Origin of the sequence: Arthrobacter jiangjiafuii (assembly GCF_018622995.1) — a bacterium.
Taxonomy (GTDB): domain Bacteria; phylum Actinomycetota; class Actinomycetes; order Actinomycetales; family Micrococcaceae; genus Arthrobacter_B; species Arthrobacter_B jiangjiafuii.
This window is the reverse complement of record NZ_CP076022.1, coordinates 2,892,743-2,914,259: the sequence shown is the minus strand read 5'-3', so window position 1 is coordinate 2,914,259 and position 21,517 is coordinate 2,892,743. Positions and strand designations below refer to the sequence as shown.

The following is a 21,517-nucleotide window of genomic DNA, read 5'->3' as shown; positions in this document are numbered from 1 at the left end:
CGGTGCCCGGGGGCACTAGCCGAACAGGATGGCCGCTTCGTCGTAGCGGTGCTGCGGAACGGTTTTCAGGTTGTCCAGCGCCTTTTCGAACCCCACGTGCACAATGTCGGTGCCGTGCAGCGCCACCATGCTGCCCCACAGCCCGTTGAGGACCGAATCAATGGCTGCCATGCCGAGCCGGGTGGCCAGCACGCGGTCAAAGGCACTGGGTACGCCGCCGCGCTGGATATGTCCCAGGACCGTGGCGCGGGTCTCGATGCCGGTGCGGGCCTCGATCTCCGGGGCCAGGAGCTCTCCGATGCCGCCGAGGCGGGGGCGGCCGAAGGCGTCCAGCCCGCGCTCGGAGTGGGGCGACTCCATGTCGGTGGTGACGAAGCCCTCGGCGACAACCACCAGCGGGGCGCGGCCACGGTCGCGGGCCTGGGTCACCCATTCGGCAATCTGGTCCAGGCTCTGCGGATTTTCCGGGATCAGGATGGCGTGGGCGCCGGCGGCCATGCCCGAGTGCAGGGCAATCCAGCCGACGTGGCGGCCCATGACCTCGGCCACCATGCAGCGGTGGTGGGACTCGCCCGTGGTGCGCAGCCGGTCGATGGCCTCGGTGGCGATCTGCACGGCCGTATCAAAGCCGAACGTGTAGTCGGTGGCGTCGAGGTCGTTGTCCACGGTCTTCGGCACGCCAACGATATTCAGTCCGGCATCGGTGAGGCGCTGCGCGGCGGCGAGGGTACCTTCACCGCCGATCGCGATGATGGCGTCGATACCGAGCCGGTCCATGGTGGCCTTGATCTTCTCGGGGCCGCCGTTGGGGCCCTCGAAGGGGTTGGTCCGGGAGGTGCCCAGAATGGTGCCGCCCTGCTTGGAAATGCCGCGGACCCTCGTCCGGGGGAGGTCGACGATGTCGCCGTCGACGACGCCCCGCCACCCGTCCAGGAACCCGACGAACTCCTGATTGTGGACCTTGATCCCTTTCAGGACAGCCCCCCGGATCACTGCGTTAAGTCCGGGGCAGTCTCCGCCGCTGGTTAGGATGCCGATCTTCATGGTTCAAACCCCTGGTTCGGTCGCGCTGCAATGGATCCTCAGCCTTGATTCTAGCCATCAGGCGCGCCTCAGCCACGGGACCTGCGCTCTGGCTGGGCGCCGTGGCTGGAATCACCGGGGAATTCGGCGTCTTTGCGCAGTGCCGGCGGTTCCCTAGCGGCGGTTACCGACGAGGCTTTCCAGGGCGATGCTGCCATCGGCCTTGGGCAGCAGCAGCCAGGCCGCCAGATAGGTCCAGATCCCCACGAAGGGGAGCAGGAAGCTCAACAGCACGGCTATCCGGACCAGGGAGACATCCCAGCCGAAATGGGCTGCGAGACCGGCGCAGACGCCGCCGGCCAAGCCTTTGGTCCGCTTGATGGGCGAGGAACGCAGAATGGTGAAAAAACGGTTCATGGTTTCAGCTTGCCTGTTCTGTTGGGGGTCCGGGGGCGGTTCCGCCGCCGGTGAAAAGCACGTTCAGGAGGCCTACGGGCGGTTTCCGGCCTTGTCCTGCTTGCCAAAGGCAGCAACCGCGCCGCCGATCAGCAGGGCGGCACCGGCACCAATCAGCAGGCCCAGCAGGACTGCCATCGGATCCAGGGAAATGTCGGTCAGCAGCCATGCCAGCAGGAGGATCCCGGCGGCCATGATCAGCAGGCCCCAGACGATGGTCGCGGTGCGAACGGGTTGCCGGCGCCCGGTGGGTGAAGTGGTTTCGAGTGAATCGTTCATCGGTCCAGATCGCTTTCATTCACGGTCACCAGCACGTTGCTGGCAACTCCCTTGATATGCACCACTACGGGTTCCCCGTCTGCGTCGTTCAGCCGCTGGTCTGAGGAGCGCCAGATGCTGCCGGATTCGGTGACGGAGACGCCGTCGTCGATCTCCACGTTGCCGGCCAGCATGTCGGTGCGGATCAGCACCGGAATATCGTCCGGCACCAGGATGGTGAGATCGCTGGCCGCCACGCTCACCGGCACCACGACCCCTGATCGTGACTCGTTCGAGAGATACCGCAGATCCAGCTGGCCGTCGACGGCTGCGAGCGTATAGCCCTCCGTCGCCGGATGGGAAGGGTCAGGGGTCCAGTCGGCCTGGTTGGCCACCACCACATTCGCGTACGTTCCAAGGTTGGTTCCGGCAACCCCGGCACCAATGAGCGCGACGACGGCCGTCAGGCCCAGGACACCGGAGGAACGCCCCATGGCCCCGAGCACCACGATGCCCAGGCCGTTGACCACTGCCGCCGCTGCCAGTGCGGCTGCCACCGGGGAATCGAGGTGGATGAGGTTGGCGTAGTCCAGGGCCAGAACGGTTCCCAGGCCCAGCAGTACCGCACCAAGGACCAGGGCGACCTGGGAGCCGGTGGGAGTGGTACGCGGCTTGGCCGGTACGGGAACCGGAGCCGGGCGGTCCGGGTAGGCCATGCCCGGTGCCGGGTAGGCCATGCCCGGGACCGGCTTGGCGGGATACGGATGGGACGCGGAATAGTCGTAGGGGGACGGTACCTGTGCGAAGGGCTTATCCTTCGCAGCGGTGCCCTTCACCGTGTCGGTGCGGTGGGAACGGGTGGTCAGCCAGTAGACCAACAGGCCAGCGCCCGTCAGCCAGAACAGCATCCAGAACAGTCCGCCCAGCAGTCCGTCGTCGGCCCAGAAAAGGCTCGGGCTGCCGGCGCCCAGGATGCAGGCGACGAGGGCGCCGGTGGTGCCGGTGGACCAGGTGCCGCGCACTGCCTCCTCGGCGTGGATGCGGCCGTCCGGTTCCGGCAGGAAGGCCCAGGCCAGGCCGTAGAGCAGGGTGCCGACGCCGAACAGGCCCAGGACGACAAGAACGCCGCGGACCAGGATGGGGTCCAGCCCGGTCCGGGCCGCGATGCCGGATGCGACGCCGCCCACCCAGCGGTCGGAGCCGCGGACAATGCCCAGGGAGCGGATCCAGGCAAAAAAGCCCTGTGGATGGCCGGCGGGGGTTTGCGGTGGAAGTGGCTGGGTGGGATTGTCCCCATGCGGCGGAAGTGGCTGGGTGGGAGTGTCCCCGTGCGGGGCGGCCGGCTGCCGGTTGTCGCCGGCGCCGTTCTCTGATGGATGCGAGGTCATGCATTCAGTGTGGTGCCGCGCCTGTCCGCATACATCGGGGAGGACCCTGAGTGGACCCTGAGTCTTCCCTGAAAGCTGCCCGGGGAAGCTCCCCGAGCAGGTCAGGGGGCACGGAACGTGTTTGGATAAGTGCATGAAGCCACCCCTGCTCCGCACAGAAAACGGCCTGGTTGCCGGCGTGTGCACCGGTCTGGCCGGCCACCTGGGCTGGTCGGTGAACCTGGTCCGCGCCCTCATGGTGGCGTTGACGCTGGCCGGGGGCGCGGGACTTGTGCTGTATGCCTGGCTATGGATCCTGGTGCCGACCGCGGACGAAGCAGCCTCAGGCACCGCTGCGGCAAGGAATCCGAGGAGCGTGGCGGAGAATTTTGCCGCCTACCTGTCCAGCCAGCCGGCTCCCGGCCCTCATCCCGGGGACGGGAACGGCGACGGAAGGGCCGCGGGCGCCAGCCAACCGCCCGGCCAACCGTCCGGCGCCGCCGCCAGCGGCCGCTGGTTCGACGCCGCAGGCAACAAGGATGTCCTGGCCGGGTTGGCGCTGCTGGCCCTCGCCGCCGTTTTTATTGCCCCACGGTTCGGTGCGGACCTGAACTGGCAGCTGCTGTTTCCTGCCGGAGTGATCGTCGTGGGCGCTGTCCTGGCCTGGTCCCAGCTCGACGACACCCGACGGGCCGGACTGCTCAGCCGCGCAGGCGCGAACCGCACCTCCGGTGCGCTTCGGCTGGCGGCCGGACTCCTTCTGGTGGTCATCGGAGTCCTTTTGATGGTTTCCGGGGCGTTCACCTGGGACGTGCTGGTTTCCGGGCTGCTGGCGTCCGCCGCAGTCCTGGCCGGTGTGGGGCTGGTCTTTGCGCCGTGGGCCGTGAAGCACTGGCGCGACCTGGAAGCGGAAAGGTCGGGCCGGATCCGTGAGCGTGAACGGGCCGAGATCGCGGCGCACCTGCATGATTCGGTGCTGCAGACCCTGGCCCTGATCCAGAACCGTGCAGGGTCCGAGCAAGATGTCGTCCGTCTGGCCCGGGCCCAGGAGCGCGAACTGCGGCGCTGGCTCTATGCCGACGATCCGCGGGCCACCGGGCAGCTCGCCGACGCCGTCACCGCCGTCGCTGCGCAGGTCGAGGACGAATACGGCTACCCGGTGGAAGTTGTGTCGGTAGGCAACATGCCATTGGATGCTTCAACCGACGCTTTGGTGCTGGCTGCCCGGGCAGCGCTGCTCAATGCTGCCCAGCACGCGGGCGGACCGGTGTCGGTCTATATGGAGTGCACGCCCGAGAAGGCCGAGATTTTCATCCGTGACCGCGGGCCCGGGTTCGATCAGCAGGCGGTGCCGCCGGACCGGCTCGGCGTCCGCGAGTCCATCGTGGGCCGGATGCGCCGCCACGGCGGCACCGCCGTCGTCCGCAGCGGGGCAGAAGGCACCGAAGTCCGGCTGACGCTCCCGCTGTCCCGGCAGCCCCAGCCTCAGCAGCCCCAGTCCCCGCAGTCCCAATCCCAGCAAAACCCGGTATGAACCAGGCAACGGAGCGTAAATGACACCCGGCACCATCAACGTTGTGGTCGTGGATGACCACGCCATTTTCCGGTCCGGGCTGAAGGCGGACCTGGACGGGCGGCTGCAGGTCGTCGCCGAGGCCGACACGGTGGAATCGGCGGTTGCCGCAATCCGCGCCCACCGTCCCGCCGTGGTGCTTTTGGACGTCCACCTGCCCGGCGGCGTCGGCGGCGGCGGGGCTGAAGTGATCGCCGGGTGCGCGGACCTGCTGGGCAGCACCCGGTTCCTCGCGCTCAGCGTTTCAGATTCAGCGGAAGACGTGGTGACCGTGATCCGCGCGGGGGCACGGGGCTACGTCACCAAGACCATTTCCGGCCCGGAAATTTCCGACGCCGTGGCCCGGGTGGCCGGGGGAGATGCGGTCTTCTCCCCGCGGCTGGCCGGATTCGTCCTGGATGCTTTTGGCACGGCCGCCGTGGCAGCGGTCGAAGACGAACTGGACCGCCTCTCCGCCCGGGAGCTCGAAGTGATGCGGCTGATCGCGCGCGGCTACAGCTACAAGGAAGTCGCCCGGGAACTGTTCATCTCGGTGAAGACCGTGGAAACCCACGTCTCGGCCGTACTCCGGAAGCTCCAGCTCTCCAGCCGGCATGAGCTCACCCGGTGGGCCGCCGACCGCCGGCTGCTTTAGGGGCTTGCGGAGCCCCGGCTGGCCGGAGCCCGCCCGGAGCGCTACTTGGCCTGGCCGAGGAACTCCTGCAGCCGGCCCATGCCCACGGCAAGGTCCTCATCGCCCAGGGCGTAGGACAGGCGCAGGTAACCCGACGGGCCGAATGCCTCGCCGGGAACAACTGCCACCTCCACCGTTTCCAGGATCAGTGCCGCCAGCTCGGCGGAGGTCTGGGGGCGGACCGGACCGGCTGCTCCCGGGAATTCCCGGCCGAGCAGGCCGCGCACGTCGGCATAGGCGTAGAACGCGCCTTCGGGCATGGGGCAGACGACGCCGTCGATCGAGTTCAGCGCCGACACCATCGCCTTGCGGCGGCGGTCGAAGGCCGTCTTCATCTCGTCCACGGCGGTCAGCGGGCCGGAGACCGCGGCCAGGGCAGCCATCTGCGACACGTTGGCCACATTCGAGGACAGGTGCGACTGCAGGTTGGTGGCTGCCTTGATCACGTCCGGGGCGGCGATCATCCAGCCCACCCGCCAGCCGGTCATCGCATAGGTCTTGGCTACGCCGTTCAGGACCACCACCTTGTCGCCCAGCTCCGGAGCCGCCGTGGCAATGGAGGTGGACTTCACGCCGTCGTACGTCAGGTGCTCGTAGATCTCATCGGTGACCACCCACAATCCGTGCCCGGCGGCCCACTGGCCGATGGCCGCCACCTGCTCGGCGGGGTAGACGGCGCCCGTGGGATTGGACGGCGAGCAGAACAGCAGCAGCTTGGTCCGCTCGGTGCGGGCGGCTTCCAGCTGCTCCACCGTGACCATGTATCCCTGCTCTGGTCCGGCGAACACCTCCACCGGAACGCCGCCGGCCAGGCGGATGGCCTCGGGGTAGGTGGTCCAGTAGGGCGCCGGGAGCAGGACTTCATCACCGGGATTAAGCAGGGTTGCGAAGGCTTCGTAGACCGCCTGCTTGCCGCCGTTGGTAACCAGCACCTGGGACGGATCCACGCTGTAGCCCGAGTCGCGCAGGGTCTTCTCCGCTATGGCCTTCTTCAGTTCCGGCAGTCCGCCGGCGGGGGAGTAGCGGTGGAAGCGCGGGGTGCGCGCAGCCTCGACCGCGGCGTCCACAATGTAGGACGGCGTGGGAAAGTCCGGCTCGCCGGCACCAAAGCCGATCACGGGCCTGCCCGCGGCCTTGAGGGCCTTCGCCTTGGCGTCTACGGCAAGGGTGGCTGACTCCGCGATGGAGGCGATGCGCTCTGAAATACGGCCGGTGGAAGGCATGACGTTCCCGTCTGTGGTTGCGTGTTCGAAGAATGGGATTATCGTTTGGTGGCCGCCGCAGGCTAAGCCGCCGGCCGGTTTCCAGTTTAGGCGCAGCCCGTGATGGCCGCAGTTTCTTACGCCTGCAACCAAGCGCCGGAGCGCCGGTTCGACGGAACCGGAAACATTGAGTAGACTGGATCTTCGGTGTTGAAGTCCCCGACACTGGTACGTGCCTGTCGCCGGTTCGCTGACGAGGGGTATTACCGGTAGAGTTGATTTCCTCCATAGGGTAGTGGCGCAATTGGTAGCGCAGCGGTCTCCAAAACCGCAGGTTGCAGGTTCGAGTCCTGTCTGCCCTGCGCACAGCTGTCATCACGGCAGCTCAGCAGTCCTTCATGAAGCAGCAGTCCCCAGCGAATGCTGCGGCTGTGAACCGAACAGATGAGTGAGGCGAAAGGTGACCGAGACAGCTGCCAGCAGCTCCAAGGGACACCCCTCCAGCGGGCCCAAGAAGCGCGGCTTCTTTGCGGGCATTGCGCTCTTCCTGCGTCAGGTTATTGCTGAACTGAAAAAGGTGGTTACGCCCACCCGCAAGGAACTGCTGAGGTACACCCTCGTGGTTCTGGCCTTCGTGGTCGTGATGATGATTATCGTGACAATTTTGGATTTTGTCTTTGGTGCAGGAGCACTGTGGATCTTCGGTTCGGGCAGCGGCGAGAGCTAGCGCCCTTCCTGTGTTCCGCCCCGAGGGCAGGAACCGCAGGCCTTTGAGCTAGTGACAAACCCTATAGAGCTCTGAAGAAGAAAGCAGGAATCTACGTGTCCGAGCAAGAACTCGAATCACAGATCAATGACGATGCCACTGATCTGGATGCCGAGGATGAAACGACCGCAGCAGACGTCGCCGAGGCGCCTGTTGAAGGTGACGCACCGGCAGAAGACGCCGACGCCGCCGACGAGGCCGTGAACTCTGATTCCGCAGAATCCGAAGACTCCGTTGAAGAGTCCGCATCCGAAGACTCCGTCGAAGATTCCGCCGACGAGCCCGAGGAAGATCCCGCAGAAGCCTTCAAGGCCAAGCTGCGCCGCCAGGAGGGTGACTGGTACGTCATCCACTCCTACGCCGGTTACGAAAACCGCGTGAAGGCCAACCTCGAGACCCGCATCCAGACCCTGGACATGGAAGATAACATCTTCGAAATCCAGGTTCCGATGGAGGAAGTCGTCGAGATCAAGAACACCACCCGCAAGATCGTCAACCGGGTGCGTATCCCCGGCTACGTTCTGGTCCGGATGGAACTGACCGACGCCTCATGGGGCGTTGTGCGGCACACGCCCGGCGTCACCGGCTTCGTGGGCAACGCCCACAACCCGGTTCCGCTGAGCCTCAAAGAGGTTTTCTCCATGCTGGAGCACACCGTCGTTTCCCCGAAGGTCGACGCCGGACGCCCCGCACAGGAATCCGCGAACTACGCCGTGGACTTCGAGGTCGGCGAGCCCGTAACGGTCAACGAAGGCCCGTTCGAGACGCTCCAGGCCACGATCTCCGAGATCAAGCCGGAGTCCCAGCAGCTGGTGGTCCTCGTGACCATCTTCGAGCGCGAGACTCCCGTGACCCTCGGCTTCGGCCAGGTCACCAAGCTGGCGTAGCCACAAAGACTTCGTTGTCTGCAGGTCCGCTTTACCCTGCCGGCAGCGTCCGGCCGCCACGCCATGGCGGCCACCAACCCGGACGGACGCTCCTGTTCCCCGGGAACATAATTTAGAGAAGGACCCTTTCATGGCCCCCAAGAAAAAGGTCACCGGCCTCATCAAGCTGCAGATCAACGCAGGTGCCGCCAACCCGGCTCCTCCGATTGGTCCGGCACTTGGCCAGCACGGTGTCAACATCATGGAATTCTGCAAGGCGTACAACGCTGCAACGGAATCCCAGCGCGGCAACGTTATTCCCGTGGAGATCACGGTCTACGAAGACCGTTCCTTCACCTTCATCACGAAGACGCCTCCGGCTGCCCAGCTGATCAAGAAGGCTGCCGGCGTCGCCAAGGGTTCCGCAACCCCGCACACCGCCAAGGTTGCCAACCTGACCCAGGCACAGGTCGAAGAGATCGCCACCATGAAGATGGAAGACCTCAACGCCAACGATGTGAAGGCTGCAGCCAAGATCATCGCCGGCACCGCCCGCTCCATGGGTATCACCGTAGAGGGCTAATTCAGCCTCACCCCGTGAGGCGGGTCCGCCCGCCGCACACACCTTTACATTCATAAAAAGCCGGTCGTGCCACAGGGTACGACGGCGAGTGGCAGGGCCGAGCGCGGTCCGACAGACCACAACTGCACAAGGAGAAAAAGCAGATGGCAAAGCGCAGCAAAGCATATGAAGCAGCTGTAGCCAAGATCGATGCGAACAAGCTGTACGCACCGATCGAGGCTGTAGAGCTGGCGAAGGAATCCAATCCGTCCAAGTTCGATGCCACCGTTGAGGTTGCATTCCGCCTGGGCGTCGATCCCCGCAAGGCCGATCAGATGGTCCGCGGCACGGTCAACCTGCCCCACGGTACGGGTAAGACCGCCCGCGTCCTCGTTTTCGCAACGGGCGAGAAGGCAGAGCAGGCTATTGCAGCCGGCGCTGACTTCGTTGGTTCTGACGACATGATCGAAAAGGTTGCAGCCGGCTGGACCGACTTCGACGCCGCGGTTGCCACCCCGGACATGATGGGCAAGGTCGGCCGCCTGGGCCGTGTCCTGGGCCCGCGTAACCTTATGCCGAACCCGAAGACCGGTACGGTTACCCCGAACGTCGCCAAGGCTGTCACCGACATCAAGGGCGGCAAGATCGACTTCCGCGTCGACAAGCACTCCAACCTGCACTTCATCATCGGCAAGGTTTCCTTCGACCAGCAGAAGCTGGCCGAGAACTACGCCGCAGCACTCGATGAGGTCCTGCGCCTGAAGCCGTCCGCTTCCAAGGGCCGCTACATCCAGAAGGCAACTGTCTCCACCACCTTCGGCCCGGGCATCTCCGTGGACCCGAGCGTGACCAAGGTTATTGCCGACGCATAATTTGGCTTGAAGGGACGGCTTGCCGTCCCGGATCCGCGAAAGGCGGCCGCAGCATTTGCTGCGGCCGCCTTTTTGCTGTCTACCGGCCGGCAGGGCAGTATGTGAGCTATGACTCACCCCGCCGCCGTTATCGCCCAGCTGGCCATCCCTGCCACCCTGGATTCCCGGGATCCCGCCGCGGCCGACTTCATTGCCGCCGGCCGGCTGCTCAACGAGCACATGCTGGAGCTGTGGGGAAACACCGATTTCCACGACACGCCTCAGACTCAGCTGGCGGGCTTCCGCACCACCCCGGTCCGGCGGCGGCTGCTGTTCGCGGCACGGTCAGGGGACGAGATCCTGGGGCTGGCTACCCTGAGCCTTCCGCTGACCGACAACACCCATTCGGCGCTGGTGAACGTCGTAGTGGCACCGCAGGCCCGGCGGATGGGGCTGGGTTCGCGGCTCTATGCCGCCGCCGAGCAGGCGGCGGCAGCCGACGGGCGCAGGACCATCCTGGGGGAGACTGACCATCCCGCTCCGGAGGGAACCGCCGCCGGCGCTGCCGTCAGGCCGAAAAGCGGAACCGGGGCCATCCCCTCGGATGCGGCTGCCGCCTTCGCCCAGGCCCGGGGCTTCGGCCTGGAACAGGTGGAGCGCATCAGCCTGCTGGAACTGGCCGATGCCGCCGTCGGGCAGGAAACACTCGATGCGGCGGTTGCAGCTGCCGGAGCCGGCTACGGTCTGGAGTTCTGGCGCGGCCCCTGCCCGGAAGACCTTGTGGATGCGTACGCCCAGCTGCGGAAGAAGATGAGCACCGACGCCCCACTGGCCGGCCTGGATCTGGAAGAGGAACAGTGGGACGCGGCGCGGGTCCGGGAAACCGAGCGGAAGGCGCTCGAGATGGACGCCGAGGTGCTGGTCAGCGTGGTGCGGCACCTTTCCAGCGGGCAGCTGGTGGGCCACACCGTGCTGATGGTGTTCAACGCCAATCCGGCTGTCGCCTTTCAGGATGACACCCTCGTGCTCCGGGAGCACCGAGGCAACAGGCTGGGAATGTTGCTGAAGGCTGCGAATCTTGTGCGGCTGCATCAGGAGCTGCCCGAGGCGGCCCGGGTGTGGACCTGGAACGCGGCGGAAAACGGCTACATGCTCTCGATCAATGACCGGCTGGGCTTTCTGCCCGTGGGCTGGTCGGGGGAGTGGCAGAAGCTGCTGCCGGCCGTCTGACGGGGATTTGGCCCGGCGGGGAATCTCCCGTACTCTGGACATACCAAAGACCGTCGGTCGATGTGCTTTCAATCCCACCCGCATCCTGGATCTCCAGGCTAACGGGTGGACTCCGGTTGATCGGACATCCGAAAGTCCCTTCACAGGGCGGCCTGCGCAGGTGAACGAACTCAGCATGCGGAACTTAGCGTTCCAGCTGCTCAGCCCCGTGCATCTGCCCGGGGCGTTTTTTATGTTCGGGACCCGATCCACCGGCACTATTCCCCGGAAGGAGGGTTAGATGGCTACCCCAACAAAGGTATCGGCAGTTGAAGAAATCGTCACCGATTTCAAGGATTCAACTGCTGCCGTCCTAACCGAATACCGCGGGCTCACCGTTGCACAGCTCAAGGAGCTGCGTCGTTCGCTCGGCCAGGACACTAAGTACTCGGTCGTCAAGAACACCCTGACTGGCATTGCAGCCAAGGAAGCCGGCATCGACGCGTTCGACGGCCAGCTTGCCGGACCCACTGCAATCGCCTTCATCAAGGGTGACGCAGTTGCAGCTGCAAAGAGCCTGACGGATTTTGCCAAGACCAACCCGCAGCTCATCATCAAGACCGGTGTTTTCGAGGGCAACAACCTCGACGCCGCCGGTGTTGTCGCTCTGGCTGCTCTTGAATCCCGTGAGTTCCAGCTCGCACGCGTCGCCGGTGCACTCAAGGCACCGATGTCCATGCTGGTCCGCTCGGTAGATGCACTGCGCCTGAAGCTCGACGAGGGCACTGAATCTGCTCCCGCTGCGGAAGAGGCTCCGGCCGCCGCAGAAGAAGCTCCGGCCGCAGAAGCAGCCACCGAAGAGTAATCGCTCTTCCAATCCACACTCCGGTGCCGATGCACCACTTTGGTGCCCGCGCACCACTTATAGGAAGGACGCCACACCATGGCGAAGCTGACCAACGAAGAGCTCATTGCAGCCTTCAAGGAACTGTCCATCATCGAGCTGTCTGATTTCGTCAAGCTCTTCGAAGAGACCTTCGACGTTACCGCTGCTGCTGTTGCAGTTGCCGGTCCCGCCGGTGGCGCTGCAGAAGCCGAAGACGAGCAGACTGAATTCGACGTCATCCTCGAAGCAGCCGGCGACAAGAAGATTGCCGTCATCAAGGAAGTTCGTGCCCTGACTTCCCTGGGCCTGAAGGAAGCCAAGGACGTTGTAGACAGCGCCCCGAAGGCTGTCCTGGAAGGCGCTACGAAGGAAGCCGCAGAGAAGGCAAAGGAAGCCCTCGAGGCTGCCGGCGCCACGGTTACCGTCAAGTAGTAGATTTTCCCTTCGCGGCTTTTGCCGCGGATACAGAAAGACCCCGTCCCTTGGGACGGGGTCTTTCTGCGTCTTGGGCGACCGCCCGCAGGCTGGGCTACCCCGCGGCCTGGGGTTTTTCGCGGTAGAGCAGGAGGGCCTCGCCCTGTCCGCCGCCGCCGCAGAGCGCCACCGCTGCCCGGCCCGAGCCGCGCCGCTGCAGTTCCAGCGCCGCCGTCAGCGCCAGGCGGGCCCCGGAGGCTCCGATCGGATGTCCCAGGGCAATGGCACCGCCATAAAGGTTGCACTGGTCCAGGTCCATGCCCAGTTCGTTCAGTGACTGGACGGCGACGGCGCCGAAGGCCTCGTTGATCTCGATGAAGTCCAGGTCCGAGGTGGTCCAGCCGGCCCGGCCCAGAGCGGCGAACACGGCGTTGGCGGGCTGGGAGTGCAGTGTGTTGTCCGGACCGGCCACCTGCCCGGGGGAGCCGACGACGGCGAGGATCTCCAGGGCGTTCTCGTTGGCGTAGGCGCGGGTCGTGAGGATCAGGGCGGCGGCGCCGTCGGACAGCGGCGAGGAATTGCCCGCCGTGATGGTTCCCTGCGGGTCGAACGCCGGACGCAGCCCGCCCAGGGTTTCCGCCGTGGTGTTGGGGCGCACGCCTTCATCGGCGGTGAGCACCAGGGGCTCGCCCCGGCGCTGCGGAACGGTGACCGGAACAATCTCAGCGTCGAAGACTCCGGACTCCATGGCTGCGGCAGCGCGCCGGTGGGAGGCAGCTGCCACCTCATCCTGCTCCAGCCGCTTGATGGCCAGCTTGGTGTTTCCGCGCTCCGTGGAGATGCCCATCGACTCCTTGTCGAAGGCATCGGTGAGTCCATCGTGGGCCACGGAATCCAGTGTGGTGATGTTTCCGTAGTTCCAGCCCTGCCTGGAGCCCGGCAGCAGGTGCGGTCCCTGTGTCATTGACTCCTGGCCGCCGGCGACCACCACGGTGGCCTCCCCGCCGCGGATCAGGCGGGCGGCGTCGATCACTGCCGCCAGTCCGGAGAGGCAGACCTTGTTGACGGTCACGGTGGGAACGTCCCAGCCGATTCCGGCGTTGATGGACGCCTGCCGCGCGGGATTCTGCCCGCACCCGGCCTGCACCACGTGTCCCATGATGACGGCGTCGACATCGGCCGCGGGTACGCCGGAAGCGCCCAGGGCGCCGGCAATGGCAAACCCTCCGAGTTCAACGGCGGCGAAGGAGGCCAGCTGGCCGTTCAAGCGGCCCTGCGGTGTGCGGGCGCCTCCAACGATGACCACATCGGTCGCTGCCGGGGTCTCTTGGACTGCGGGGTTGCTCATGGCGGATCATTCACTTTCGTCGTTGAAACTGACTGCAAAAACGCGTGCACGGGGACTTGGGCCAGGCTGCGAAGGGCCGCCGGCATGGACGGACGTTGAAACTAGGCTACGCCAAGGATACGGGGCGGGGGAGAGCCGCGTCACAGCTCCGCCTGCGCCGTGAGGCCCGGCACGGACATTCCGGGGATCGTGCGGTAAGGTATCTGTATCCGATGCGTCAGCGGTGCGCCGGTGTTGCCTGTAGCTCCCCCAAGATGCGGCGGTCTGGAGAATCATTCCAGGCCTGTTCCGAGGGGTTGAGCGGATCAGGGTTGACGGACCGGGTAGACTTGTCTGCCCATAATGCCCTATAGTTGATATTTGCTTCCCTCTCTTAACCTTCAGCCTTCATATAGCGGTGGGCTTTGTCCTGTGCCAGGCAGCGTTTCGCGCGCCCGGCAGGATGCAAGGACGCACGCGGACCAGGTCCGTTCTGTGCAGAGATGGAGGCGCGAAACACGCCTGAAGGTCTGTGGAAGGATCCCTCTTGGTCGCCTCGAGCACCTCTAATAATGCAACCGCTAACATCCCGGAGAACATCGCTCCCCGGATTTCATTCGCAAAGATTCACGAACCGCTTGATGTTCCCAATCTTCTTGCCCTGCAGACCGACAGCTTTGACTGGCTGGTCGGTAACGAGCGCTGGAAGGCGCGCGTAGAAAAGGCCAAGCAGACCGGGGAACAGGGCATTGCCGCCACTTCCGGCCTGGCCGACATCTTCGAGGAAATCTCCCCGATCGAGGACTTCCAGGGCACCATGTCCCTGAGCTTCTCCGAGCCGGAATTTGCCGACCCGAAGTACACCATGGCTGAGTGCAAGGACCGGGACGCCACGTACTCGGCCCCGTTGTACGTTAAAGCCGAATTCATGAACAACAACACGGGCGAAATCAAGCAGCAGACCGTGTTCATGGGCGACTTCCCCCTCATGACTGACAAGGGAACGTTCGTCATCAACGGCACCGAGCGTGTTGTTGTTTCCCAGCTGGTCCGTTCGCCGGGCGCCTACTTCGAGCGCACCGCCGACAAGACCAGTGACAAGGACATCTACACCGCGAAGATCATTCCTTCCCGCGGTGCATGGTTCGAACTGGAGATCGACAAGCGCGACCAGGTGGGCGTCCGCCTGGACCGCAAGCGCAAGCAGTCGGTCACCGTGCTGCTGAAGGCACTGGGCTGGACCGAAGGCCAGATCCTGGAGACCTTCGGTGAGTACGACTCCATCCGCGCCACCCTGGAGAAGGACCCGACGGAAACCCGCGAGGATGCCCTGCTGGACATCTACCGCAAGCTCCGTCCGGGCGAGCCGCCCACGGTTGAGGCTGCCCAGACCCTGCTGGACAACCTGTACTTCAACCCCAAGCGCTACGACCTGGCGAAGGTTGGCCGTTACAAGATCAACCGCAAGCTGGGCATCGACAAGCCGCTGACGGATTCCGACGCTTCGGTCCTGAACAACGACGACATCGTTGCCATGATCAAGTTCCTGGTTGCGCTGCACGCCGGCGAGAAGACCGTACCGGGCAAGCGCAACGGCGACGACGTGGACATCCGCGTCGAGGTCGATGACATCGACCACTTCGGCAACCGCCGCATCCGCGCCGTCGGCGAGCTCATCGAGAACCAGATCCGTACGGGCCTGTCCCGCATGGAGCGCGTTGTCCGTGAGCGCATGACGACGCAGGACGTCGAGGCCATCACGCCGCAGACGCTGATCAACATCCGCCCCGTCGTGGCAGCGATCAAGGAGTTCTTCGGAACTTCCCAGCTCTCGCAGTTCATGGACCAGAACAACCCGCTCGCCGGACTGACGCACAAGCGCCGCCTGTCCGCGCTGGGCCCGGGTGGTCTGTCCCGTGACCGTGCAGGCATGGAAGTCCGAGACGTCCACCCCTCGCACTACGGCCGCATGTGCCCCATCGAAACCCCTGAAGGCCCGAACATCGGCCTGATCGGTTCGCTGGCCTCCTACGCCCGGATCAACGCGTTCGGTTTCATCGAAACCCCGTACCGCAAGGTCATCGACGGCGTCGTCACCGACCAGGTTGATTACCTGACCGCTGATGACGAAGTTGAGCGCACCATTGCCCAGGCAAACGCTCCGCTGCGCGAAGACCAGCACTTTGCCGAGGACCTGGTCCTCGTCCGTGCCCGCGGCGGTTCCGGCGAGCCGGTGCTCGTCGAGCCCAACGGTGTGGAATACATGGACGTCTCCCCGCGCCAGATGGTGTCGGTGGCTACCGCCCTGATTCCGTTCCTGGAGCACGATGACGCCAACCGCGCCCTCATGGGTGCGAACATGCAGCGCCAGGCCGTGCCGCTGCTCCGTTCCGAGCGCCCCGTTGTGGGTACCGGCATGGAGAAGTACGCCGCAGTCGACGCCGGTGACTCCGTTACCGCGGTCAAGCCCGGTGTTGTCACCGAGGTCTCCGCTGAAATGGTCACCGTCATGAACGACGACGGCACCGACACCAGCTACCCGATCATGAAGTTCGCGCGCTCCAACCAGGGCAACGCGTACAACCAGCGGGTGCTGGTCGACGAAGGCGCACGCGTCGAGGTCAACAGCATCATCGCCGACGGTCCCTCCACGGACCAGGGTGAACTGGCTCTGGGTAAGAACCTGCTCGTGGCATTCATGTCATGGGAAGGCCACAACTACGAAGATGCCATCATCCTCTCGCAGCGCATGGTCTCGGACGACGTCCTGACCTCCATCCACATCGAGGAGCACGAAGTCGATGCCCGCGACACCAAGCTTGGTGCCGAGGAAATCACCCGTGACATCCCCAACGTGTCGGAGGAAGTGCTCTCCCAGCTGGACGAGCGCGGCATCATCCACATTGGTGCCGAGGTAGAAGCCGGCGACATCCTGGTTGGCCGCGTCACCCCCAAGGGTGAAACGGAACTGACTCCGGAAGAGCGCCTGCTGCGCGCCATCTTCGGCGAGAAGAGCCGCGAAGTCCGCGACACTTCCCTGAAGGTGCCCCACGGCGAGTCCGGCACGGTTATCGGTGTCCGCATCTTCGACCGTGACAACGACGACGAGCTGCCCCCGGGCGTGAACCAGCTGGTGCGCGTCTACGTTGCGCACAAGCGCAAGATCACCGACGGCGACAAGCTGGCCGGCCGTCACGGCAACAAGGGCGTCATCTCCAAGATCCTGCCGATCGAGGACATGCCGTTCCTGGAAGACGGAACCCCCGTCGACATCATCCTGAACCCGCTGGGTGTTCCGGGTCGAATGAACGTCGGCCAGGTCCTGGAAATCCACCTCGCCTGGGCTGCCAAGCAGGGCTGGAAGATCGAGGGCGAGCCGGACTGGGTCAAGAACCTGCCGTCCCTGCCGCGTGAATCCGGTCCCACCACGGTTGCCACCCCGGTGTTCGACGGTGCCAGTGAAGACGAAATCACCGGCCTGCTCGATTCCACCAACGTGACCCGTGACGGCAACCGCCTGATCGGCGCCTCGGGTAAGGCGAAGATGTACGACGGCCGCTCCGGCCAGCCGTTCCCGGAGCCCATCTCGGTGGGTTACATGTACATCCTGAAGCTGCACCACCTTGTCGATGACAAGATCCACGCACGCTCCACCGGCCCGTACTCCATGATCACCCAGCAGCCGCTGGGTGGTAAGGCACAGTTCGGTGGCCAGCGCTTCGGTGAAATGGAAGTCTGGGCCCTGGAAGCGTACGGCGCTGCCTACACGCTGCAGGAACTGCTCACGATCAAGTCCGATGACATCCATGGCCGCGTGAAGGTCTACGAAGCCATCGTCAAGGGCGAGAACATCCCGGAGCCCGGCGTTCCGGAGTCCTTCAAGGTGCTCATCAAGGAAATGCAGTCGCTCTGCCTGAATGTGGAAGTACTCTCCACCGAGGGCAACACGATTGAAATGCGTGACTCGGATGAAGAAGTCTTCCGGGCCGCGGAAGAACTGGGTATCGATCTGTCCCGCGCAGAGCCCAGCTCCGTAGAAGAGGTTTAGTCGAGCCGGCCGGCCCGCTGACGCGGGCCGGCCTCCGGCAGCCCCTTCCCGTACCCGAGACATTCAGATTTAGAGAACAAGAGAGAACAGGGACCCATGTCCAACGATTCCACGTTCGGCCTTATGCGAATCGGCCTTGCCACTGCGGATGAAATCCGCGGTTGGTCTTACGGCGAGGTCAAGAAGCCGGAAACCATCAACTACCGAACCCTGAAGCCGGAGAAGGACGGTCTTTTCTGCGAAAAGATCTTCGGTCCTTCCCGCGACTGGGAATGCTACTGCGGTAAGTACAAGCGCGTGCGCTTCAAGGGCATCATCTGTGAGCGCTGCGGCGTCGAGGTCACCCGTGCCAAGGTGCGCCGCGAGCGCATGGGCCACATTGAGCTCGCCGCTCCGGTAACCCACATCTGGTACTTCAAGGGTGTTCCGTCGCGTCTGGGCTACCTGCTGGACCTGGCGCCGAAGGACCTTGAGAAGGTCATTTACTTCGCTGCCTACATGATCACCTCGGTGGACGAAGAGAACCGCCACGCCGAACTGCCGAACCTGCAGGCCGAGCACGACCTGGAGCGCAAGCACCTCGTCGACCAGCGCGACTCCGACATTGCCGCCATCGCCAAGGATCTCGAGGGCGAGATTGCCCGCCTCGAGGGCGAAGGTGCCAAGGCAGCCGACAAGAAGAAGGCGCGCGACTCCGCCGACCGCCAGATGGCCAAGGTCCGCCGCGACGCCGACAACAACATCGAGCGCCTCGAGCAGGTCTGGGACCGCTTCAAGAACCTCAAGGTCGGCGACCTCGAGGGCGACGAAGGCCTGTACCGCGAACTGCGTGACCGCTACGGCCTGTACTTCGAGGGCTCCATGGGTGCCGAAGCCATCAAGCAGCGCCTGATGGACTTCGACATGCAGGCTGAGTCCGAGCTGCTGCGCGACATCATCCAGAACGGCAAGGGCCAGCGCAAGACGCGTGCCCTGAAGCGCCTGAAGGTTGTCAACGCATTCCTGACCACGACCAACAGCCCGCTGGGCATGGTCCTGGACGCCGTGCCGGTCATCCCGCCGGAACTGCGCCCGATGGTCCAGCTCGACGGCGGCCGTTTCGCGACGTCCGACCTCAACGACCTGTACCGCCGCGTGATCAACCGCAACAACCGCCTGAAGCGCCTGCTGGATCTCGGTGCCCCCGAGATCATCGTGAACAACGAAAAGCGCATGCTCCAGGAAGCTGTTGACTCCCTGTTCGACAACGGCCGCCGCGGCCGTCCGGTCACCGGACCGGGCAACCGCCCGCTGAAGTCGCTCTCCGACATGCTCAAGGGCAAGCAGGGACGTTTCCGCCAGAACCTTCTGGGTAAGCGCGTTGACTACTCCGGCCGTTCGGTCATCGTCGTCGGCCCGCAGCTGAAGCTGCACCAGTGTGGTCTGCCCAAGCAGATGGCCCTGGAGCTCTTCAAGCCGTTCGTGATGAAGCGCCTGGTTGACCTCAACCACGCACAGAACATCAAGAGCGCCAAGCGCATGGTCGAGCGTTTCCGCCCGCAGGTCTGGGACGTACTGGAAGAGATCATCACCGAACACCCGGTGCTGCTCAACCGTGCACCCACCCTGCACCGCCTAGGTATCCAGGCATTCGAGCCGCAGCTGGTTGAAGGCAAGGCCCTTCAGCTGCACCCGCTCGTCTGTGGCGCATTCAACGCCGACTTCGACGGTGACCAGATGGCAGTGCACCTGCCGCTGAGCCCGGAGGCCCAGGCCGAGGCACGCATCCTGATGCTGTCCTCGAACAACATCCTGAAGCCCTCGGACGGCCGTCCGGTGACCCTGCCCTCGCAGGATATGATCATCGGCCTGCACCACCTCACCACCAAGAAGGAAGGCGTGGCAGGCGAAGGACGTTTCTTCACCTCACCGTCTGAAGCCTTGATGGCGTACGACCTCGGTGAGCTGGACCTGAACGCCCAGATCAGCATGCGCCTGGATGGCTTCGTGCCCTCCGAAGACCGTCCGGCACCGGAAGGCTGGGTTGAAGGCACTCCTGCCCTCATCCAGACCTCCCTGGGCCAGGTCATCTTCAACCAGACCCTGCCGGCGGATTACCCGTGGGTTGAGAAGGTTGCAGACAAGGGCCAGCTGTCCACCATCGTGAACGACTTGGCTGAGCGCTACCCGAAGGTGATGACGGCGGCAACGCTGGATAACCTGAAGGACGCCGGTTTCTACTGGGCCACCCGCTCGGGCGTTACCGTTGCCATCTCCGATATCTCCGCGCCGATCGACAAGCCGGCCATCATGGAGGTTTACGAAGCACAGGCAGCCAAGGTTGAGGTTCAGTACGGCAAGGGCCTGATCGCCGAAGACGAGCGCCGCCAGGAGCTCATCGACATTTGGAACAAGGCAACCAACGAAGTTGCTGCGGCCATGCGTGCGAACATGCCCAAGGAAAACAACATCAACCGCATGGTGTCTTCCGGTGCCCGTGGTAACTGGCTGCAGGTCCGGCAGATTGCCGGTATCCGTGGCCTGGTGGCCAACCCGAAGGGCGAGATCATCCCCCGCCCGATCAAGTCCTCGTACCGCGAGGGCCTGTCGGTGCTGGAGTACTTCATCGCCACCCACGGTGCCCGTAAGGGTCTGGCCGATACCGCTCTGCGTACCGCCAACTCGGGTTACCTGACCCGTCGTCTGGTAGACGTTTCCCAGGACGTCATCGTCCGCGAGGAAGACTGCGGCACCGAGCGCGGCCTGAACGTCACCATCGCGGTTCCGGACTCCAACGGCGAACTGCAGCTGCACGAAGAGGTCGAGAACTCGGCGTACGCACGTACGCTGGCCACCGACGTCTCCGATGCCCAGGGCAATGTCCTGGCCAAGGGCGGCGACGATGTGGGCGACGTCCTCATCGCCAAGCTGTTCGAAGCCGGCGTTACCGACATCAAGGTCCGCTCCGTACTCACCTGTGAGTCCGCCGTCGGTACCTGTGCACTGTGCTACGGCCGCTCCCTGGCCACGGGTAAGACCGTGGACATCGGCGAGGCCGTGGGCATCATCGCCGCACAGTCCATTGGTGAGCCGGGTACCCAGCTGACCATGCGTACCTTCCACACCGGTGGTGTTGCTTCCGCGGAAGATATCACCCAGGGTCTGCCCCGTATCCAGGAGCTCTTCGAAGCACGTACCCCCAAGGGTGTTGCTCCGATCTCCGAGACCGCGGGCCGGGTCACGTTGGAAGAGTCCGACCGCCAGATGCGTCTGGTTGTCACTCCCGACGACGGCTCCGAGGAAATCGCGTACCCGGTCCTGCGCCGTGCACGCCTCCTGGTTGCCGACGGCGACCACGTCGAGGTTGGCCAGCAGCTGGTCTTCGGTGCGGTGGATCCCAAGCAGATCCTCCGTATCCTCGGCCCGCGCAAGGCACAGGAATTCCTGGTGGACGAAGTCCAGCGCGTGTACCGCAGCCAGGGTGTAGGCATCCACGACAAGCACGTGGAAGTCATCGTCCGGCAGATGCTGCGGCGCGTGACCGTGATCGAATCCGGCGATTCGGATCTCCTCCCGGGTGAGCTGGCCGAGCGCCGCCGCTTCGAGAACGAGAACCGCCGCGTGGTTTCCGAGGGCAAGAAGCCGGCCTCAGGCCGTCCCGAGCTCATGGGTATCACCAAGGCGTCGCTGGCAACCGAGTCCTGGCTGTCCGCAGCTTCCTTCCAGGAAACCACCCGCGTCCTGACGCAGGCGGCCATGGAAGGCAAGAGCGATCCGCTGCTCGGCCTCAAGGAGAACGTCATCATCGGTAAGCTGATCCCGGCCGGAACGGGCCTGCCCCGTTACACCGAGGTCACTGTCGAGCCGACCGAGGAAGCAAAGGCCAACCTGTTCACCGGCCCGAGCGCCTTCAGCGACTTCGACTACGCCGGCGTTGACGGCGGTCTGAGCCCCGAGTTCCACGCCATCCCGCTGGATGACTACGACATGGGCAGCGACTTCCGCTAACCTGCTTCCAGCTCGCAGCCTGAGCAACGCAGGAAGGTCCCGCACCGTT

Annotated in this window: 17 protein-coding genes and 1 tRNA gene; 12 read left to right on the top strand and 6 right to left on the bottom strand. The window is 64.6% G+C overall.

Going from position 1 to position 21,517, the window contains the following annotated elements; genetic code table 11:
- Window positions 1–15: 15 nt before the first annotated feature.
- The 4 genes from KKR91_RS13645 to KKR91_RS13630 form a co-directional block, all read right to left on the bottom strand.
- A complete protein-coding gene (locus KKR91_RS13645; protein ID WP_210228002.1) occupies window positions 16–1,044 on the bottom strand; it encodes a 6-phosphofructokinase in 1,029 nt (342 codons plus the stop codon).
- Between the two features lie 153 nt (window positions 1,045–1,197).
- A complete protein-coding gene (locus tag KKR91_RS13640; protein WP_210228004.1) occupies window positions 1,198–1,440 on the bottom strand; it encodes a PspC domain-containing protein in 243 nt (80 codons plus the stop codon).
- Between the two features lie 72 nt (window positions 1,441–1,512).
- Window positions 1,513–1,758, bottom strand: coding sequence for a hypothetical protein (locus KKR91_RS13635; RefSeq protein ID WP_210228006.1), 246 nt, complete (start codon window positions 1,756–1,758; stop codon window positions 1,513–1,515).
- Entirely contained in the window at window positions 1,755–3,125 is a 1,371-nt protein-coding gene (locus KKR91_RS13630) for a PspC domain-containing protein (protein ID WP_210228009.1), read from the bottom strand. Before KKR91_RS13630 ends, KKR91_RS13635 begins: the two co-directional genes overlap by 4 nt.
- 133 nt (window positions 3,126–3,258) lie before the next feature.
- On the opposite strand from KKR91_RS13630, the gene KKR91_RS13625 reads away from it, so the two are divergent.
- Together KKR91_RS13625 and KKR91_RS13620 are read left to right on the top strand one after the other, a co-directional pair.
- A complete protein-coding gene (locus KKR91_RS13625) occupies window positions 3,259–4,638 on the top strand; it encodes an ATP-binding protein (protein WP_210228011.1) in 1,380 nt (459 codons plus the stop codon).
- Window positions 4,639–4,657: 19 nt separating this feature from the next.
- The gene (locus KKR91_RS13620; protein WP_210228013.1) at window positions 4,658–5,311 is read left to right on the top strand and encodes a LuxR C-terminal-related transcriptional regulator; all 654 of its coding nucleotides are present in this window, start codon (window positions 4,658–4,660) and stop codon (window positions 5,309–5,311) included.
- A 41-nt stretch (window positions 5,312–5,352) separates the two neighbouring features.
- Here KKR91_RS13620 and KKR91_RS13615 read toward each other — a convergent pair whose 3' ends face one another.
- Window positions 5,353–6,573 carry a pyridoxal phosphate-dependent aminotransferase gene (locus tag KKR91_RS13615; protein WP_210228015.1) on the bottom strand — a complete coding sequence of 407 codons (1,221 nt, stop codon included), beginning with the start codon at window positions 6,571–6,573 and terminating at the stop codon, window positions 5,353–5,355.
- Between the two features lie 268 nt (window positions 6,574–6,841).
- On the opposite strand from KKR91_RS13615, the gene KKR91_RS13610 reads away from it, so the two are divergent.
- The 8 genes from KKR91_RS13610 to rplL all read left to right on the top strand — a co-directional run bounded on the left by KKR91_RS13610 (window position 6,842) and on the right by rplL (window position 12,124).
- A tRNA-Trp gene (locus KKR91_RS13610) sits at window positions 6,842–6,914 on the top strand.
- A 98-nt stretch (window positions 6,915–7,012) separates the two neighbouring features.
- Window positions 7,013–7,279 (top strand): preprotein translocase subunit SecE, encoded by a 267-nt coding sequence (gene secE, locus KKR91_RS13605; RefSeq protein WP_210228017.1) that lies wholly within the window; start codon window positions 7,013–7,015, stop codon window positions 7,277–7,279.
- A gap of 95 nt (window positions 7,280–7,374) precedes the next feature.
- Complete coding sequence (nusG, locus tag KKR91_RS13600; RefSeq protein WP_210228019.1) at window positions 7,375–8,205, top strand: transcription termination/antitermination protein NusG; 831 nt, start codon at window positions 7,375–7,377, stop codon at window positions 8,203–8,205.
- A 130-nt stretch (window positions 8,206–8,335) separates the two neighbouring features.
- Window positions 8,336–8,767: a 50S ribosomal protein L11 gene (gene rplK, locus KKR91_RS13595; RefSeq protein ID WP_104052758.1), complete on the top strand. Its 432-nt coding sequence runs from the start codon at window positions 8,336–8,338 to the stop codon at window positions 8,765–8,767.
- 143 nt (window positions 8,768–8,910) lie between these two features.
- Complete coding sequence (gene rplA, locus KKR91_RS13590) at window positions 8,911–9,618, top strand: 50S ribosomal protein L1 (protein ID WP_210228021.1); 708 nt, start codon at window positions 8,911–8,913, stop codon at window positions 9,616–9,618.
- Between the two features lie 108 nt (window positions 9,619–9,726).
- Entirely contained in the window at window positions 9,727–10,827 is a 1,101-nt protein-coding gene (locus KKR91_RS13585) for a GNAT family N-acetyltransferase (RefSeq protein WP_210228024.1), read from the top strand.
- Window positions 10,828–11,107: 280 nt separating this feature from the next.
- A complete protein-coding gene (gene rplJ / locus KKR91_RS13580) occupies window positions 11,108–11,671 on the top strand; it encodes a 50S ribosomal protein L10 (protein WP_210228026.1) in 564 nt (187 codons plus the stop codon).
- 78 nt (window positions 11,672–11,749) lie between these two features.
- Window positions 11,750–12,124, top strand: a complete 375-nt coding sequence (gene rplL / locus KKR91_RS13575; protein WP_210228028.1) for a 50S ribosomal protein L7/L12 — start codon at window positions 11,750–11,752, stop codon at window positions 12,122–12,124.
- 97 nt (window positions 12,125–12,221) lie between these two features.
- Here rplL and KKR91_RS13570 read toward each other — a convergent pair whose 3' ends face one another.
- Entirely contained in the window at window positions 12,222–13,454 is a 1,233-nt protein-coding gene (locus tag KKR91_RS13570; protein WP_210228030.1) for an acetyl-CoA C-acetyltransferase, read from the bottom strand.
- A 526-nt stretch (window positions 13,455–13,980) separates the two neighbouring features.
- Here KKR91_RS13570 and rpoB point away from each other — a divergent pair.
- Both rpoB and KKR91_RS13560 read left to right on the top strand, forming a co-directional pair.
- Entirely contained in the window at window positions 13,981–17,481 is a 3,501-nt protein-coding gene (rpoB, locus tag KKR91_RS13565) for a DNA-directed RNA polymerase subunit beta (protein WP_210228032.1), read from the top strand.
- Between the two features lie 96 nt (window positions 17,482–17,577).
- Window positions 17,578–21,468 carry a DNA-directed RNA polymerase subunit beta' gene (locus KKR91_RS13560; RefSeq protein WP_210228034.1) on the top strand — a complete coding sequence of 1,297 codons (3,891 nt, stop codon included), beginning with the start codon at window positions 17,578–17,580 and terminating at the stop codon, window positions 21,466–21,468.
- Window positions 21,469–21,517 lie beyond the last annotated feature (49 nt).